The sequence below is a fragment of the Chryseobacterium sp. HNCC26DJ240 genome, assembly GCF_057180485.1.
This window is the reverse complement of the sequence record NZ_JBXUGK010000005.1, coordinates 302,355-318,916: the sequence shown is the minus strand read 5'-3', so window position 1 is coordinate 318,916 and position 16,562 is coordinate 302,355. Positions and strand designations below refer to the sequence as shown.

At 36.0% G+C, this 16,562-nt stretch carries 15 protein-coding genes; 7 read left to right on the top strand and 8 right to left on the bottom strand.

Annotated features, from left to right (window positions below; translation table 11 throughout):
- Nucleotides 1-117 precede the first annotated feature (117 nt).
- From AC2A1G_RS12070 to AC2A1G_RS12055, 4 genes are all read left to right on the top strand, one after another.
- On the top strand, nt 118-1,296 hold the full coding sequence (locus tag AC2A1G_RS12070; RefSeq protein ID WP_484047166.1) for an acyloxyacyl hydrolase: 1,179 nt from the start codon (nt 118-120) through the stop codon (nt 1,294-1,296).
- Between the two features lie 157 nt (nt 1,297-1,453).
- The gene (locus AC2A1G_RS12065) at nt 1,454-3,712 is read left to right on the top strand and encodes a polyribonucleotide nucleotidyltransferase (protein WP_484047165.1); all 2,259 of its coding nucleotides are present in this window, start codon (nt 1,454-1,456) and stop codon (nt 3,710-3,712) included.
- 244 nt (nt 3,713-3,956) lie between these two features.
- Nucleotides 3,957-6,080 carry a WG repeat-containing protein gene (locus AC2A1G_RS12060; RefSeq protein ID WP_484047164.1) on the top strand — a complete coding sequence of 708 codons (2,124 nt, stop codon included), beginning with the start codon at nt 3,957-3,959 and terminating at the stop codon, nt 6,078-6,080.
- 131 nt (nt 6,081-6,211) lie between these two features.
- A complete protein-coding gene (locus AC2A1G_RS12055) occupies nt 6,212-6,946 on the top strand; it encodes a hypothetical protein (protein WP_484047163.1) in 735 nt (244 codons plus the stop codon).
- Nucleotides 6,947-6,974: 28 nt separating this feature from the next.
- On the opposite strand, the gene AC2A1G_RS12050 is transcribed toward AC2A1G_RS12055, so the two are convergent.
- From AC2A1G_RS12050 to AC2A1G_RS12040, 3 genes are all read right to left on the bottom strand, one after another.
- The gene (locus AC2A1G_RS12050; protein ID WP_484047162.1) at nt 6,975-7,385 is read right to left on the bottom strand and encodes a 5-fold beta-flower protein; all 411 of its coding nucleotides are present in this window, start codon (nt 7,383-7,385) and stop codon (nt 6,975-6,977) included.
- Between the two features lie 148 nt (nt 7,386-7,533).
- Nucleotides 7,534-9,963 (bottom strand): TonB-dependent receptor domain-containing protein, encoded by a 2,430-nt coding sequence (locus tag AC2A1G_RS12045; protein ID WP_484047161.1) that lies wholly within the window; start codon nt 9,961-9,963, stop codon nt 7,534-7,536.
- Between the two features lie 6 nt (nt 9,964-9,969).
- Nucleotides 9,970-10,410 (bottom strand): MarR family winged helix-turn-helix transcriptional regulator, encoded by a 441-nt coding sequence (locus AC2A1G_RS12040; RefSeq protein ID WP_484047160.1) that lies wholly within the window; start codon nt 10,408-10,410, stop codon nt 9,970-9,972.
- 443 nt (nt 10,411-10,853) lie between these two features.
- Here AC2A1G_RS12040 and AC2A1G_RS12035 point away from each other — a divergent pair, with 443 nt between their 5' ends.
- On the top strand, nt 10,854-11,288 hold the full coding sequence (locus tag AC2A1G_RS12035) for a cold-shock protein (protein ID WP_484047159.1): 435 nt from the start codon (nt 10,854-10,856) through the stop codon (nt 11,286-11,288).
- Nucleotides 11,289-11,354: 66 nt separating this feature from the next.
- Here AC2A1G_RS12035 and AC2A1G_RS12030 read toward each other — a convergent pair whose 3' ends face one another.
- The 5 genes from AC2A1G_RS12030 to AC2A1G_RS12010 form a co-directional block, all read right to left on the bottom strand.
- Nucleotides 11,355-11,681, bottom strand: a complete 327-nt coding sequence (locus AC2A1G_RS12030) for a hypothetical protein (protein WP_484047158.1) — start codon at nt 11,679-11,681, stop codon at nt 11,355-11,357.
- A gap of 166 nt (nt 11,682-11,847) precedes the next feature.
- Nucleotides 11,848-12,570, bottom strand: a complete 723-nt coding sequence (locus AC2A1G_RS12025) for a hypothetical protein (protein ID WP_484047157.1) — start codon at nt 12,568-12,570, stop codon at nt 11,848-11,850.
- Nucleotides 12,571-12,771: 201 nt separating this feature from the next.
- Entirely contained in the window at nt 12,772-13,419 is a 648-nt protein-coding gene (locus AC2A1G_RS12020; RefSeq protein ID WP_484047156.1) for a hypothetical protein, read from the bottom strand.
- Nucleotides 13,412-14,185 (bottom strand): DUF434 domain-containing protein, encoded by a 774-nt coding sequence (locus tag AC2A1G_RS12015; RefSeq protein ID WP_484047155.1) that lies wholly within the window; start codon nt 14,183-14,185, stop codon nt 13,412-13,414. The genes AC2A1G_RS12020 and AC2A1G_RS12015 overlap by 8 nt, the downstream gene beginning before the upstream one ends.
- Nucleotides 14,158-15,534: an RtcB family protein gene (locus AC2A1G_RS12010; RefSeq protein WP_484047154.1), complete on the bottom strand. Its 1,377-nt coding sequence runs from the start codon at nt 15,532-15,534 to the stop codon at nt 14,158-14,160. Before AC2A1G_RS12010 ends, AC2A1G_RS12015 begins: the two co-directional genes overlap by 28 nt.
- Before the next feature lie 210 nt (nt 15,535-15,744).
- Between AC2A1G_RS12010 and AC2A1G_RS12005 the strand changes: the two genes are divergently transcribed.
- Nucleotides 15,745-16,077 carry a HopJ type III effector protein gene (locus AC2A1G_RS12005; protein WP_484047153.1) on the top strand — a complete coding sequence of 111 codons (333 nt, stop codon included), beginning with the start codon at nt 15,745-15,747 and terminating at the stop codon, nt 16,075-16,077.
- A gap of 42 nt (nt 16,078-16,119) precedes the next feature.
- Complete coding sequence (locus AC2A1G_RS12000; protein ID WP_484047152.1) at nt 16,120-16,452, top strand: hypothetical protein; 333 nt, start codon at nt 16,120-16,122, stop codon at nt 16,450-16,452.
- Nucleotides 16,453-16,562: the final 110 nt, after the last annotated feature.

Genomic DNA, 16,562 nt, shown 5'->3' with positions numbered 1-16,562 from the left:
AAAACATAAGCAACTTCGAAAGAGGTTGCTTTTTTTTGTGGATTTAATTTTAAAACAAAGAAAAATTTAGAATTTATTTAAATCCTAATCATTAAATTTGCCACTTTCCAAAATGAAATGCCCGTGGTTCAGAGATTTTATATTTTACTAATACTGTTATTTTCAAATGCCTTACTTTTCTCACAGGAAACTGACAGTCTGAAGCATCACAAATGGGCATTCGCAGCTGCAGGAGAATACGGCGGAATTATCCCCACCAACGAATCTCTGAATTTTTACAGACACAAGGCATACAGCGGATATAATTTTCAGTTTTTAAAGCAGACCGACGGCAGCCGTGAATGGGAGAAACTTTACAATTATCCGCAAATCGGTTTCGGTGTTTTTGCTCTTGATTTTTTGAAGGGAAAAGACATGGGAAGTCCGTATGGTTTTTACGGAATTTACAACGCCAAAATAAACCAGTGGAACAGATTGAAATGGATGTATGGAATCAACTTTGGAATCTCATTTAATTCTAATGTGCATGATTACGATAAACAGTTTTATAATATCTCGATAGGTGCTGAGACTAATATGTACATCAGTGCAAGTACAGGGCTTTATTATGAACTTGGTAAGCATTTTGACCTGGGTTTAAATGTAAAATATAATCACTTATCCAACGGTTCTACTAAGGTCCCGAACAAAGGTCTGAATATGGCATCCGGACAAGTGAGCCTGATTTATTATCCTGAAAGAATAAAACCGATAAAGTCTGATACCATTTATCAGCCCTCCGAAAAACATAACACCCTTGAACTTTCGGTTTTTGGTGGAAGAAAAGATACTTTTTATCAGGGTGACAACCGTGATGATATTAAGCTGTATGATGGTTATGAATACAATGTTTATGGTGCCGACCTTTTGTACATGCATCAGTACTCAGACAAGTCTGCTTACGGATTGGGCGTAGGCGTGAATTATGACGGAGAATACAATTACCAGGGCTATGTGGTAGACAGTACATTGTACAGAAAGAAGAGATTTTCGCATGACAGACTGCTTGTGAGCATCGTTCCGTCTTACCGTCTGATGATTGGGAAACTGTATGTAACTGTAGGTGCAGGAGTTTATCCTTTTAAAATAACCCGAAGATATGACAACAACATCATCTTCCAGAAAATTGCACTTCAGTATCAGATTACAGACCGACTTTTTGCCTCTTTCGGGATCAGAGCCTATAATTTTCACGTAGCAGATTTTCTTGAATGGAAGCTGGGTTACACTATTTCAAAAAAGAAAAACAGAAAGTGAGGCAATTATTTGAGATCTAAAAGTTTAAAAAGTATAAATCTATTCTTAAATCTACAAAATAGGATATTATAACAAATAATACCTTAAATTTGCACCACATTTTAGACGAAATATAATAATTAAAGCACTCAATACGGAGTGCAACACAAAACAATTTATGAGTATACCTCAAGCAATTACAGAAACGATCATTCTTGCAGATGGCAGAGAGATCACTTTAGAAACAGGAAAACTGGCAAAACAGGCTGACGGTTCTGTTGTAGTAAAAATTGGTGGCACAATGCTTTTAGCAACTGTGGTAGCCAGCAAAGAAGCAAAAGATGGTGTAGATTTCTTACCATTAACAGTAGATTACAGAGAAAAATTCTACGCAGGTGGAAAAATCCCCGGAAACTTTTTCAGAAGAGAGGCCAGACCTTCAGATCAGGAAATCCTGACAATGCGTTTGGTAGACAGAGTTCTAAGACCATTATTCCCTGAAGATTTCCATGCGGAAGTACAGGTGATGATTTCATTAATTTCTTATGACGGACAGTCAATTCCTGATGATTTGGCAGGTCTTGCAGCTTCGGCAGCGATTGCAATCACAGATATTCCTTTCAACGGACCGATGTCTGAAGTAAGAGTAGTAAGAATTGACGGAAAATTGTCTATTAATCCTAATTATGCTGATCTTAAATTGGCTGACCTAGACATCATGGTTGGTGCAACGAAAGATTCTATCGTAATGGTAGAAGGCGAAATGAAGGAAATTTCTGAAGCAGAAATGCTTGAAGCTATTAACTTCGCTCACGTTGAAATTAAAAAGCAAGTAGAAGCTCAGGAAAGATTAGCTGAAAAAGTTGGCAAATCATTCCCAAAAAGAGAATACAGCCACGAAAATCACGACGAAGCAATTCGTGAAAAAGTGTGGAAAGAAACTTACGATAAAGTATATGAAGTAGCAAAAACTCCTTCAGGAAAAGAAGAAAGAGGCGAGAAATTCAAAGCTGTTTTGGCTGAATTTTTAGCTCAGTATGTAGAGCATCCTGAAGAATTGGAGAGAGTAACTCCTTTTGCAAAAGTATATTACCACGATGTGGAAAAAGAAGCGATGCGTCAGATGATTATCAATGATAAAATCCGTCTTGATGGTCGTAATCCTGAAACAATTCGTCCAATTTGGTCTGAAGTTGATTATTTACCTGGAGCTCACGGTTCTGCAATCTTTACAAGAGGTGAAACTCAGTCTTTAACGGCTGTAACTTTAGGTTCTGTGAAAGATGCAAACATGGTAGACAGCGTAATGGTAAATTATGACGAAAGATTCTTCCTTCATTATAACTTCCCTCCGTTCTCAACTGGTGAAGCAAGACCTTTAAGAGGAACTTCAAGAAGAGAAGTGGGTCACGGAAACTTAGCTCAGAGAGCTTTGGCAAACATGATCCCAGAAGAAAATCCTTACACAATCCGTATCGTTTCTGATATTTTGGAATCTAACGGTTCATCTTCTATGGCGACTGTTTGTGCAGGAACTTTAGCTTTGATGGATGCTGGTGTTCAAATTAAGAAGCCGGTTTCAGGTATTGCAATGGGATTGGTAACTGATGTGAAAACAGGAAAATTCACTGTACTTTCTGACATCTTGGGAGACGAAGATCACTTAGGTGATATGGACTTTAAAGTAACAGGAACTGCAGACGGTATCACCGCTTGTCAGATGGATATCAAAATCCAGGGATTGTCTATGGATATTATGGAGAAAGCTCTTCTACAGGCAAGAGAAGGTAGGCTTCATATTTTAGATAAAATCACTGAAACGATTGCTGTACCAAATGAAGACGTGAAACCTCACGCTCCGAAAATGGTAATGATGGAAATCTCCAAAGATTTCATCGGTGCTGTAATCGGGCCTGGTGGAAAAATCATTCAGCAAATGCAGAAAGACACTGATACTGTTATTGCAATTGAAGAAGTTGGCGAAATCGGTAGAATCGAAATTTCAGGTGTAAGCAGAGAGAAAATCAACGAGGCGATTGCAAAAATCAATGAGATTACTTTCGTACCAGTTGTAGGTGAAGTGTATCAGGGAAGAGTAGTGAAAGTGATGGATTTCGGAGCTTTTGTAGCGATTGCTAAAGGTACTGAAGGATTACTTCACATCTCTGAAATCGAGTGGGCAAGACTTGATAAAGTTCCTTACAACGAGGGCGATCAGGTTGAGGTGAAATTTATGGGTTATGACGACCGTAAAAAAATGAAACTTTCAAGAAAAGTTTTGTTGCCAAGACCGGAAAGACCGGCTCAAAAACCGAGAGAAGAAGGACAGGGAAGACCAGAAGGAAACAGACAGGACCGACCTGCTAGACCTGAAGGGAAATTAAATCCTGAGGGAAGAGATCAACCGGGCGAGCACAAGCCTTTGAACGAAGCTTAAGATAAATTCTTATATATAGTTAATCCCCCGATTTATTCGGGGGATTTTTTTGTGCGTGCAATTCAAATATTCAAAACTCAGGAACCAATCCTAATAATTGTATTAAAATTACTCAAGATTTCAATCTAAATCAGAGATATTCTTAGATGAATTATCTTTCGAACACATAAACAGTCAGACTTTTACAATGAAATTTAATTTAGGGAAGCCTTAATTTCTTATATTAGAGAATTAAAAACCAAATATGAATACAATAAAAATTATCTTCTCTCTTTTTTTCTTTGGCTTTGCTGTTCAGGCACAAACTCAGAAAGAAATGCTGGAAAAAATTGATAAAGACATCAAAGGCCTGCAAACCATCATAAAGATGGCTGATACGCGTATCGAAATAACATCCGGCAGCACCAAAGATTTTGATCCCAATGATGGTTTTAATTTTCAAAAATATTCTATTGCCAAAGCGCCACAAAGTAGAGAAGCCTTGTTGGAGTTTTTTAAAAAACAGAATATCAAAAGCAGTTTGTATTACCCCTACAACTTAGTATCCATCAGCAAAAGAGAAAATGATTTAGAAAAATTATTAGGTTACGATCATCTTTCATTTTCTGAAAATAAAGATCAAAAGGTTGTGTACACACCTACTAAATTGCAGTTTTTAGATGGTACAAAAATCAATACCAACCTGCCAATCATTACAAATGAAAGCATTGCCAATAAACACCGCATCAAAGAGAAAGACGATGATGGTAAAATCTATGAGTATGTGAGTGAGGAAAAAATGACAACCATTGAAGAAAAGATTTGGAAGAGCAGCAGCTTCGATGAAACCATTGCCATCACCAATGCCAAGCCCATAAAATCGGTAAATTTTCGCATTGAAGTACCTATCCCCTCCAAAAAAATATTTGAACTCAATGCGAAACAAAAAACTGTACAGACCATTTATGGCACTATTACGCTCGACACCATCGTGGGCAACAAAGTATACTGCACTATTCCCGATGTAGATGTGCAAGATGTACTGCAAATAGAAGCCTACTATAAAAATGGAAAAGTACTGGATAAAAAAGGCAGCAGCAGCAACACCGTCATTACCGATTCTACACGTAAAATGTATACAAGTTGGATCAGCAGCCTGAATACCGCTAAAGAGCAGGTAAAACAAGGAAAAATTGTTACAAATGAAGCTTTAGAAAACTATTTCAAACAACACGCTTTGAGAACCGACGGGCAAACTAAACAATCTTATAAATCTACCGTTTACACTTTTGCAGGACCCGTTAGCAAGCTCGCTTTTGTTGTAACAGACAGTGTTTATACAAAAGAAATGTTTGATGTTGATTACCAACTTAATTATAAAGAGAATGCCACTGCATTCATTGGTATGGATATAGAATCAGGAAATATTGGATTGCTCAACAAAGACGGAAAATGGTTAGTTGAGCCCCAGTTTAACCAATATTTTCGTCCCGTGAATCAATATTTCTATACTGATCAAATCGACGACCACGAAAACACTTATCATTTTAATCCAACTACGCAAAAAATTCAAAAAGTAAATTATAATATTGATGATTCTGAAATCTATAACGGAAAATATGTAAAAATTGAACCCCATACCAATGGTCCCAATGGCTTAGCCAATGCACTTACCGGAGAAGTTGTTCTACCGATGGCTTATGATAATATACGCAGTCAAAGCAAAAAGTTTTGGCATATTAGAAAAGGAGATCAAGAAGGTGCACTGGACGAAAATTTAAATGCTATTCTGCCTTTAGGCAATTACGGTGTAGTGATAGATAATGGTTATATTTTTAAGAAAAAACAAGGTTACAGCGACCGTATCGAAGCTTATGATGCCAAAGGTAAAAATATTACCAACGGAAAATACGATCAGATAGTAGATAGTTTTGGCGATGGATTGCTGTTGGTAGTAAAAGACAACGACCCACGTCCCGGATATGTCAACAGTCATTACTATTATATCGACATCAACAACAATGTTAAAATTGATGCAACAGCAAAAGGCTATCGAGATTGCAGAGGTTTTAGTGCGGGCTTAGCCATAGTAAAAAATGAAGACGGAGACTATGGCTATATCAATACCAAAGGTGATTTAGCTATTCCCTATACATTTGAGTACGCTTGGGATTTTTATACAACTTCAGAATTGGCATTGGTGAAACTGCAGGACAATACATGTGCACTCATCAACAAGCAAGGCAAGGTGGTGAAAAAACTGCCCGGAACATACAATCAAGCCAAAAGACGTGATGGCGACCGGGAATCCCGTATCCTGATGAGTGACCGCAAATCATTCAATGAGTATGGTGAAGAGCTTGAGTATAATTCTAACGACTATTGGTAAAATAATATGGATGTAACTAAAAAAATAGAAGCATTACCTTTTATTGTAAACCGCTGCGACGGTCATAAACAACGTGAATTTGAATTTTCTGATTTGAATTTTGATCAATTAAAAACTAAAAATAAAAAATGATGAAAAAAATAATAGTATTACTTCTGATTTTTTGTGGCGCTAATATTATTTTGGCTCAAAAAAATACCGACCTTCAAGAACGTGCCTTAAATGGAAAAATTAAAATAATACAACATTTTGACTACAACAAAGAAAATTCTGTTATAGTAAATGGAAAAGTAAAAGACAGTACAAAATGGTATCGAAAAATAGTTTACCACTATGATCCGGTTGGCAATTTAGATTTGAAAGAAGTTTATATAAAATGTTCGCATCCGGAAAATTGTGATATGATTACATTGAAAATAGTACGAAAGAAAAAGAACAATCAAATAATTTATGAAACTTTTAATGAACATAATGATTTATTGCAGGAATCTTACGTATTTCCGACTTCCGACAAAACGTATATTGTAAAAACTTATGATGCAAAAACCAAAACATTATTGTTTACCAATGAGCAAATTTTAAATGCAAACTATAGAGATATTAGCAGCATATTTTCAGTTTTCGAACAAGATAATGGCAATCAAAAATTATTAAGTAAAAGCCAATATTTTAATACGATTGATGAAAAAGGAAGACTGCTTAAATCAGTGGAAAAATTAATGCAGGAAGATGTTTCTGAAGAATCAGAGACTTTGTTCAGCTATTTGGATGTGGATCATTATGACAACCCTACCATTTTTACACAACAAAAACCGACAGAGAAAAATTTCATTTTACTTTGTACAAGAAAGTATTTTTATTATTAATACAGTGTTAAAAATGAAATAGTTACGGCTAATCAAAATTAAAAAAGAAAAATGCCACCGCTGCCCATTCTTTTTTTATTCCTTTTGCATAGCCTATTGTGCTTCGGTTGCTGCTTTCTACAGTTCCATCATCTTTGATGTAACCTATAGTTGAGCGACTGCTGTTTTCTACTGTTCCGTCTTTTTTAACGTAGCCAACAGTCGAACGGTTTTTATTTTCTATTGTCCCATCATTTTTAATGTAACCAATTGTGCTTCGGCTGCTGTTTTCAATGGTGCCGTCATTTTTTATATAACCTAAGGTAGAACGGCTACTGCTTTCTATGGTTCCGTCACTTTTGATGTAGCCGGTAGTGCTTCGGTTGCTTGATTCGATGGTTTGGGCGGTGAGGAGGGAGAGGTTGAAAAGGAGAATTGTAGTAAATATGGCTTTTTTCATGTTTCAATGTCTTTAGATGAGAGATTTCTTCCAAATATATAATTTTTAGACAAAAATAAAGATTACGATATTCCGCAATCTTTATTTCCTGAGTCCGTCAAAATCTTATAAACATTACCCATTACTTATTGCCCTTTACTCATCATTATCATCCATTCCCTGCTCTCTGCTTCAGGTCATCCGCACCACCAGTCTTTCTTGGCTGTCCGTTTTTAGACGAGCCGAAATTATAGGTATAAGAAAGTGTGGCAACTCTTGTGTCTCTTCTTACGATGAAGTTTTCGATGTAATTGGAGTAGATGTTGATGGCTTCGGGATTGCTTTTGAAGAAAATATCGTTGAAAGAGAATTTTAAAGTACTGTTTTTAAATTTCTTCTGAGCTCCGATATTCAGAGACCATATCGGTTTCAGATGCATGTAGGCATAAACCTCTTTTGCCTGATAATTCCCCGATAATTCCGCAGAAAACCCGTTCCCGATTTTAAATGAATTAATGCTGTTGAGGTTATAAGTAAAATTCCCCTGATTTTTAATAGAAGTCTCCGAAATATTTCCCGTATAACTTCCGTAATAGAAATTGGCACTGTTGTTCATGTCCCACCATTTCGTCACTTTTACCGGAATGATAAGATTTAACCAGTAATAAGAAGCTGAGCTGAGGTTTTCTACCGCCTGAACGACTACAATGTTTCCATTTTCATTGGTGGGTTTCAAAACATCCGTGATATTGTTTTGCGTTTTGCTGTAGCTTAAGGTGGCAAAATATTTATTGCTCAAACTGTAGGTAAACTCATAATTCATCGTTGTTTGCGGATTCAGATCTGGGTTTCCTGCCTGATAGGTTGTAGGATCAAGATAGAATTTAAAAGGATTCAGCTGTTTGTAGGTTGGTCTCGTAATTCTTCGGCTGAAATTCAGTTCAACGGTGTTTTTGTCATTCAGATCATAAGAAAAAACAGCGCTCGGAAACAACTGTGTGTAATTCTTTTTATTGATTTGATTGGTTGTCAGCTGATTTCCGGTAACATTGGTGTTTTCAAGTCTTAAACCAAAATTAACTTTAAACTTTTCCCAGTTTTTAATTAAATTTCCATAGGCGGCATTGATGTTTTCTTCATAAATAAAATGGTTAGTTTTAGTAGGATCTAAAACTGAATTTCCAGTACTTGCATCAAAAAACTGAAGGTCATTATCGGCTTTTACAAAACTGGTTTTCAGTCCGGTTTCCAGTTTCCAGTTTTTGCTGAAGGCTTTTACAAGATCAGATTTTGCAGAATAAATATTGAGATTTCCACCCAAATCTCCTTTCAAAATATAAGGATTGGGTTGAGTGGGAGAGAAGTTTCCATTCACATCAAAATTTTGTGTGTTGAAATTCTGAAGTGATGCATTTGAATAATTGATATAATCCAAATCAGTCGTTAATTCCGAACCCAGCGAATCGATTTTATATTTGTGATTGAAGTTGAGAGACGCATTTTTCCAGTGATCACGGTTGTTGCTTTTTGTGATGAAACTTCCGTCAGGCTGGTAATTTTGATTTAAAACCTGTGTCTGGTTGGTGCTTGTTGGATTAAATTTATTACTGATTAAACCCACAGAAAAGCCTAAAATATTTTTGTCATTGGCATAATAATCCATCCCAATTTTTCCGATGTGGTTGCGGAAATTCATCTTCAGGAAATTTTCCTGCACATACGCGTTGGTGAAATTTCCATTCTCATAAAAGTTTCTGTCTAGCGTTAGCTGATTGTAAAATTCTCTGTAAGCAAAGCTGTAATTGGCAAAAAGGTTTACTTTTTTACTTCTGTGGTTGATGCTGAAACTGTTGTTATTTTTAATAAACTTTCCTGTTCCCAAAGACGTCGCAAGACTTCCGTTAGTACCTTTTCGCTGGTCTTTTTTCAGTTTAACATTAATAATTGAAGTTCCTGCAGCATCGTATTTTGAGGATGGATTGGTAATGAACTCAATCTTTTCCACTGTAGAAGCAGGAATTCCACGGAGATAATTGGCGAAATCGGTTCCAGACATAGGAGTGTTTTTGCCATCAATTTGTACGAGCAAATTTCCTTTGCCTCGAAGTTTGATATTGTCGTTGCTGTCGATATTGATGCCAGGCGCCTTTTCAAGCACTTCAAATGCTGAATTTCCGGTGGCGGCAATGCTGTTTTCAACATTCAGAATCATTTTTCCGTCCTGCCTTTCGATGTAAGGTTTTGCTTTGGTAATCGTCACGCTTTCAATTGCTTTTTCATTCAAATGAATTGTCGGAAGACTGGTATTTTCATTAAGTAAAATGGGGTTTGATTTATAGGTTTCAGCTCCATTTTTATTAATCTGAACATAATAATTGCCGTTAGCAAGATCAGTAAAAGTAAACTTACCGCTTGAGTCGGCAACCTCGGTTTTAATTAATTTATTTTCTTCATTGAATAGATTAATTTCTACCAGATGGGCTTTGTCAGAATCAATACTTCCCGAAAGTGAATAGTTTTGAGAAGTGTTTTGTGCAAATACTGTTTTGCTGAAAAAGGATACCAGCAAAATAAAAAGGAATAGGACTAATCGTGTCATCGTGCTTTAGTTTTTGGTTTTAACTGTATTCTCTGAAATTTTTAATAGCGCATTGTTCATGATCTGAAGATCTTCATTTGAGATGCCTTCCAATGCAGTTTTTCTGTTGGTTTCAATTATTTTTTGAACGTCTTTAATGATTTTTAAACCAGATTCAGTTACCTGTAAATTGGTTTTCCTTCGGTCGTTGGCGTGAACAGTACGGTTTACATATTCAGATTTCACCAGCAAATCGATGATTCTCGTTACGGATGCATTGTCTTTAAAAACTAAGTTTCCGATTTCATTTTGGGTGATCTCCGGGTTTTCGAGGATGGCTTTTATGATGAGCCACTGATCGACGGTGATGGTAAAACCGTGAAGTTTCAGCTGTCTCTGAGCATAATTTCTATAGGCTCTGATGGCTTTATCTATATTGTAAAATATGATTGAATCTAACTTTTCCATGATTTAAAATTTTAAAATTGACTTATCAATTATTGATATGTCAATTAATAAGTTGAAATGTTTTTATTTTTGTTACAAACGTTTTAAAAATAATTAAGATTAATTTTCAGATTTAAAATCTGAATTATAAGTAATTGTAAATTAAAAAGTTATTGCAGGTATTATTTCCAATAATATTTGTTGTATATTTGCAGAGTAATTAATAGAATGTTTTCAGCTTTTGCTAAATAAAGTGTGGCATTTATTTTTTCTCTCAGTTTCACATTTCAGATGCCGGTTTATTCTTCAAAAAATATCAATGCGGGCAATCTTTTATCATTACTGAAAACAATAAAATACTTTTTTGATCTAAACCTAAAAAGTATTTAGCCGGAAACGTGGTAGAATTCAGAAAAAAATTCTATCTTTAACCTCATTCGTAACAAATAAATTTAGATATATATATGGCAGATTCTTTTTCAAAAAAAGAAAACTTTAAGAAAAAACAGGCAAAACTAAAAGAGAAAGCGCTTCGTCGTGAAGAGCGTAAGGAGAATAATGACAAGGGAAAAAGCCTTGACGATATGATCATGTATGTTGACGAAAACGGTCAGCTTACTTCTGTACCACCTGAAGACAGAGAAAAAATTGAAATCAGTCTTGATGACATTCAGTTGGGAGCGGCTCCGATAGAGGAGGAGGAACTGAGAAAAACAGGAATTGTAACGTTTTTCAGTGAAAAAGGTTACGGTTTTATTACGGAAGACCGTACTAAGGAAAATGTTTTCTTCCACTCTAACAACGCAACTGAAATCCTTAAAAAAGGAAATAAAGTTTCTTACGAAAAAGAAAGGTCACCAAAAGGTTTTTCAGCCATCGATATTAAAATCGTGAAATAATCTTTGGATTTATGATACAGAAAGAGCTTCAGTTTTGAAGCTCTTTTTTTGTGACCACCCCGTCCTTCAGACACCCCTCCAGAGGAGGGGAATGCATGATTCTTCTTTAGTTTTAGAGGAAGTGAGAATATTCTTTTGAGATGCAATATTATTCTTGTGGGATGTAAAAATGTAGTTTGACATGGCAATATTATATTTTGACAATGCAGGAATATGATTCGCCAATCTAGGAATATGATTTGCCAAAGCAAGAATATGATTCGCCAATGCAGGAATATGATTTGCCAATGCAAAAATAGTGTTTGCCAAAGCAAGAATATAATTTACCAAAGCAAAAACATAGTTCGCCAAAGTAAGAATATTGTTTGCCAAAGCAAGAATATGATTCGCCATCGTGAGAATATACTTCGACTATGCAAGAATATATTTTTACTGCGAAAGGATATTAATTTAGTACCTGCGTACATTAAAAAAGAGTGAAGTTACATTGTAGGAATGTAACTTCACATGGCTTGAATATTAACTCGGAGAACTCAATATTCAAGCAAAAACAACACTTTTATTTTCTATCTTTAAATTCTATTGCAGATACGGTAGTGTACTCGGAAGATGTGGCGCCGTAGAGGCTTTTTACATATTTTTTTACATTCATGGCGATGGTAAATAAGCCGGTTTCTTCTGCATATAGAATTCTGTCTCTTTCGATCATTTTGGTATTGAGCTCAGCTTCTGTCTGGTCGACGGTTGCTGTGTTGCTCTCCAGTGATGCGTGGTAGGTAGTGAGGTTGTTTAGTTTTAAATCTTCCTCGTTGGGTGTGTAGTTTGGGATGGTTCCCAGTAGCTGTACAAGCAGCCTGAAGTTGTCTTCCTGCTGGGTAAAAGACTGGCGTGAAGTAGATGAAGATTTTGGAGCTTCTTTGCCGTCTTCAGTGGGTGCACTGCTTTTCTTTGCACCGCCCTGAATGGTACGGTTTAAAGATCTTGCCTGATCGATTGTGCCTTGTGGTAAGCCTAAAATCTCAATGAGATTCATGATTCTTGTGCAGATTGGTTTTAAGTTTTCAAAAGCCGACTGTCGTGCAACCGTAGCGTTTTTGTATGCGCTTTTTTTGTCTCCGACCTCTGTTAATTTTGCATTGGCAACGGTATAAAGAGCCTGAAGGCTGGCTAATGAAATGTTGTCAACGGGTGGATTGTAAAGGCTGTAGGTAGAAACTTGTTGCGTAACTTTTTGCAGGTTCGCCACATTTTTAGCGTGCCCTACTTCAGAAGTGCTTGACATAATATTTGTGTTTTAAATTTGTAATTCAAATATAAAAATTATTTTGAATTTTGAGGATAGTGGTGTAAAATATTTTTTGTTTGAGGTGATTGTGTTAAATTGGAAAGGGTTATAAAAAATGCCACACGAAAGGATTCGTGCGGCAGCGGGGGAAAAATTATAATGATTTTCCATTGTTTATTTCTAAATTAATAAAAAGATTTATTTGTTTATAAAATCCTCCAAAAACCCTATCAGTTGCAGATTTTCCAAGCTCCAACGGATTCCGTGACCTTCTTTTTCTCTTACTTCGTACACAAGACCATGTTTGTAATGGAAGAAGATATTCCACCATGTGGTTTGATTCAAAATTTCTGAAATTTTCAGCATCACATTCTCTTGTTTCTGAAAATTATTGCCTTTAATTTCTCCCCAAAACGAATCTTCAGATCTTCCAATATGTTTTTCCCAAGCTCTTTGTGCCATCGTGATTTCAGAATTGTATAATTCTTTACAACTTTCAAGTAAAGTATTTTTCGTTGGCGGAATTGCTCTTTCATCTCTTATACTTGCCGATGTTAAACGTTGTCCTAAAATCATTAACCAATTTTGAAAAGGAATTAACTCCAAATTTTTGACGATTTCTATTTCATCTTTCAAGGAAAGAGCATCGAAAAATGGTCGAAAACTTTGAGATAAATCTTCCTTAATTTCATCTTTGAAATAGGGAAGAGCAAACATTGTTTCTCCACATTGAAACTGTTTGAGGTGATTTTCTATTTTTTCCAGATGTTCATCCTCCAAAATTGCTCCGTATTGGGATTTCCATTCGGCTGAAAAGAGTTTTCTGTAAAGCTTTAAATTAATCATTCTTTTTCATTTCAATGAGATTGACGGTCAAATTTTCCTGGGTTATTAAATTTTCCAAAATGTTGAACCAAAGTTTGCATTCATCCAAGATCCAACCATCAGAACTTACCGCAATCTCCGAATGTTCTACAATATAACGGTCTGGATTGAATTCTAAAATTACCTCCCAATTCCATTTGTTTTCTTGTGCTAAATCCAAAATCATTTGCTTGATTCTACCACTATTAGAAACAGGTTTATCAAATACCCAAATCAATTTTTCTAATTTCAAATTTTTGAAAAACTTAGCAACTAATTCTATAGATTCCTGTGTTTGTAACACGCGTTTATAGGAACCATGAACGCTGGACAAATCACGATAACAGCCATCCCAACCTTTAAAAATGTAAGCGTTAGAAAGCAAACTTTCCAACAGAATCAATACATTAAATCCATCAATATAAACGGTTTTGTTTTCTAAATTTTCAGCGGAAATCAGTTTGTTTTTTCGGTTATCCATCTGAAAATCGGAAGCAGACGCACCTTTTAGCATTTGGATTTGTCTGCTTCTCAATTTATATCTGTTTCCGACCAATTCTGCTGAAGCTTTTTCTGCGAAACCCCGGGACAGAAGATAGTTCATATCTTTTGCCGCATTTCTCAGCTTCAAAACCATTTTCTCGGAACCAAATAATGGGTCATCTTCTGTATCTTTTCCTCTGTTTCTGGTGGTCATTTCGTCTTTTTTGTATTTGAAAATTACGATTTTTTCTTCTTCCTCTTCCAAGGTGCATTTTTCTGCACATCACCTGCCATAATACAACCGTAAGGCATTACTTCATCCAATACTTCGCAAAGACCATATTCTTCAATCTGTGCTCTTACGTTTTTGGCAGATTTGTAGGCACTTGGCAACTCGGAGATGTCGATGTCGTTGGTGAAGAAACGAACGTCAATTCCTTGAGTCTCTTCAGCGAAAATTTCTTCTGTGGTTTTATGAGCAAGAGATTTTTTATGAAATGTTCTGCTGAAATTTCTTCCGGCACCGTGAGGAGCAAAACCTAAGTTTCTCTCATCGGTTTTTCCCTGAACAATCAATACAGGTTCTGCCATATTCAGAGGGATCAATCTTGGACCTGTGATGTCGGGCATAAATTTATCATCCAAAGGCGTGGCTCCTTTTGCGTGGTAAAATAAATCTCCGTCTTTGAAAACGAAATTATGTTCGTTCCAAAATCTGTTTTGTCTTTCGATGTTAAGCTTTTCCAACGTTGCGTTATGGATAGATTCGTGGTTTTCTTTCGTCCACTTTCTTATTAACTGTAAGGCTTCCCAATATTCTTTTCCTTCTTCGGTTTCAAAGGGAATCCATGCATTTTCTTTTAATGTTTCGGGTGAAAATTCCATTCTGAAACGGTTGGCTACTTTCATTCCTTTATCGTACAACGCAGCACCAGGAGCTCTCGAACCGTGATGAGTGACCATCATGGTATTTCCGGTGTTTTTTGACGTTCCTACAAATAGGAAATGGTTTCCATCCCCCTGCGTTCCCATGTGAGAACGGGCAATGCTGATGAGTTTTTCATCATTTAAAAATAAATTTTCTCTGAAAGCATCCATTAAATCCTGAGACATTGGCATTTGTTCGCCTCTCGGTCTTCCTCCATATCCAAAATGCGTGATAGAATGGGCAGCGTCCAAAACTTCTTTAGGATCTGTTTTACCAAAGTCGGTCAGCATCACAGAACAGCAGATATCTGCAGAGTGAAATCCGGGATGAATGGCGTTTTTCGCTACGACCACTCCGCCAACGGGAATCTGACCTTCAGGACCTGTGGGGCACGCATCGGGCATAATGGCTCCGTTGATTAAAGTCGGCGTTTTCATCAAAACTTTCATAGTATTGATTACTTTTTCCACATTATCGGTTTCATTTTCGTGCTCTGCTCTGATGTTGATGACGAAATCTTTTGCCGTCTCATGCAACGGAATCGGATCCGGAGATCTGAACTGTTCAAGGTATTCTTTGATTTGAGTTTCATCAAGATTATTTTCATTGATGTATTCTAAAGCTTCGGCAAACCATTTTTTTGGTGTGAATCCTAAAGCGATTAATTCGTTTCCTGTGATTTTCATTGTTTTGTTATTTTGTTGATGCAAAGTAATTACATAAGTATGCAATCTTTTTGCGTAGTAAAATTATTTTTGATTATTTTTGAAATTAAATTAACAAGCGTCATTGCGAGAAGTGAGGCACGAAAGACGAAGCAATCTGTTCAGGATAGCAAAGTAAGTTCAACAGATTGCTTCGTCGTTCCTCCTCGCAATGACAAAAAAATAAAAAATATGTTATTCGAACAATTAGAAAAATCAGCTGAGGAAATTCAGTTTAATGATGTGATTGCATTTATTGATGCGCATTATGATTTTACTCCGACAAAATTTAAAAACGGAAATACAATAAATGAAGCCGACCAAAATAATGGTTCTTGTAAAGTTTTTAGTTTTGCGCAGTTGAATGATTTGTCAAAGCAGGAAACATTAAACCTTTTCGGAGAATTTTACAGAGAAGATGTGCTGAAAAATACTGAAGGAACTGATCATCAGAATATCAGAAACTTTATGGAGTTCGGTTGGGATGGGATTTCTTTTGAAGGGAGGGCTTTGGTGAGAAAATAAACAAAGTTTTATCAGCTTTTCAAACAAACTAAAACACTAATCATGCAATACAGAAAAGAAAAATTGGTTTGTAATGGGAATTTTAAACTTATTACAGATTTAAATGAATTCAGAATGTCACTATGGATTAATGGTTTCGGAATTGAAAATGCATTGACTGGAGAAGAGATTATTCCCGTGATTACGATTTTTAATCTTGATCATATGGAAGAGGTTGACGGAGAAGTTTTGAAAATTAAGTTCAGAATTTATCCGGATGGTTCAAAATATTATGAAGTTGAAGTAAATCCATTTTTAAAAAGCTTTGTGTTTGAAAGTGAGACGTATTCTACAGATGTTTTTTTTAAAACAATTACGGGAGAAGAGTGGGAATGATGGACGATGTACTGCCTCAGCTTTGTGGAATGATTCGTGTAACCACCCCGTCAAAAAATCTAAGATTTTTCGCCACCAGTGCCTCAATGTTTTTTATTTTTAAAATGATT